Origin of the sequence: Loktanella sp. DJP18, assembly GCF_049310965.1 — a bacterium.
Lineage (GTDB): Bacteria > Pseudomonadota > Alphaproteobacteria > Rhodobacterales > Rhodobacteraceae > Loktanella.
The window spans coordinates 1-677 of sequence record NZ_JBMERN010000387.1; the positions used below are offsets into that span (position 1 = coordinate 1).

1 protein-coding gene is annotated in these 677 nt (G+C 62.3%); it reads left to right on the forward strand.

Features of this window, described 5'->3' with window-relative positions:
• Positions 1 to 567: transposase (locus ACOI1H_RS26065; protein WP_422441261.1), on the forward strand; the 567-nt coding region annotated here is incomplete at its 5' end.
• Positions 568 to 677 lie beyond the last annotated feature (110 nt).

The window sequence follows — 677 nt, forward strand, 5'->3', positions numbered from 1 at the left end:
AGCCGTCTGGCTGAAAACATCCTGCCTCTGGAGGCGTCTACCGCGGAGCGATACGCCCGCCATCCCGGTCAAAAGCAGCGCCGCTTCAAAACCTTCTCCTATGCAGCCCGGTCCTGGTCAAAACCCCGCCGTGTCATCGCGCGTGTCGAGGTCAGCCCAAGGGGGCGGGACACACGCTACATCGTCACCAATCTCGAGGGGGGCCGCGGCAAGCATCTCTATGAGAAGGTCTACTCCGCCCGAGGCCAGGCCGAGAACCACATCAAGGCTTGGAAGGCGCATCTCGCCGCTGACCGGACATCGTGCTCGAAAGCCAACGCCAATCAGATGCGCCTGATGTTGCATGGTGCCGCCTACTGGATCTGGTGGACCCTCCGCGCGGCCTGTCCAAAGCGATCACCGTGGCGCCGCACCCAGTTCGACACGCTCCGCCTGAATCTCGTCAAGCTCGCTGCCACCATCGTCGAGAAGAAGACCCGCATCATCGTTACCCTGCCGGCGTCCTGTTCCCGGCAAGGGCTATTACGCTTCCTTTTCCATGCCCTCGCGCCACCAGAACCCGCCTGACGCCAAGCGCCCCGCACACCCTGAAACCTCAACCCACATAACCCAAACCAAGCAACCGCCCGGACTGCAAAGCCGGACGCAGACATCGACTATTCTTCAGAGACCGAGGG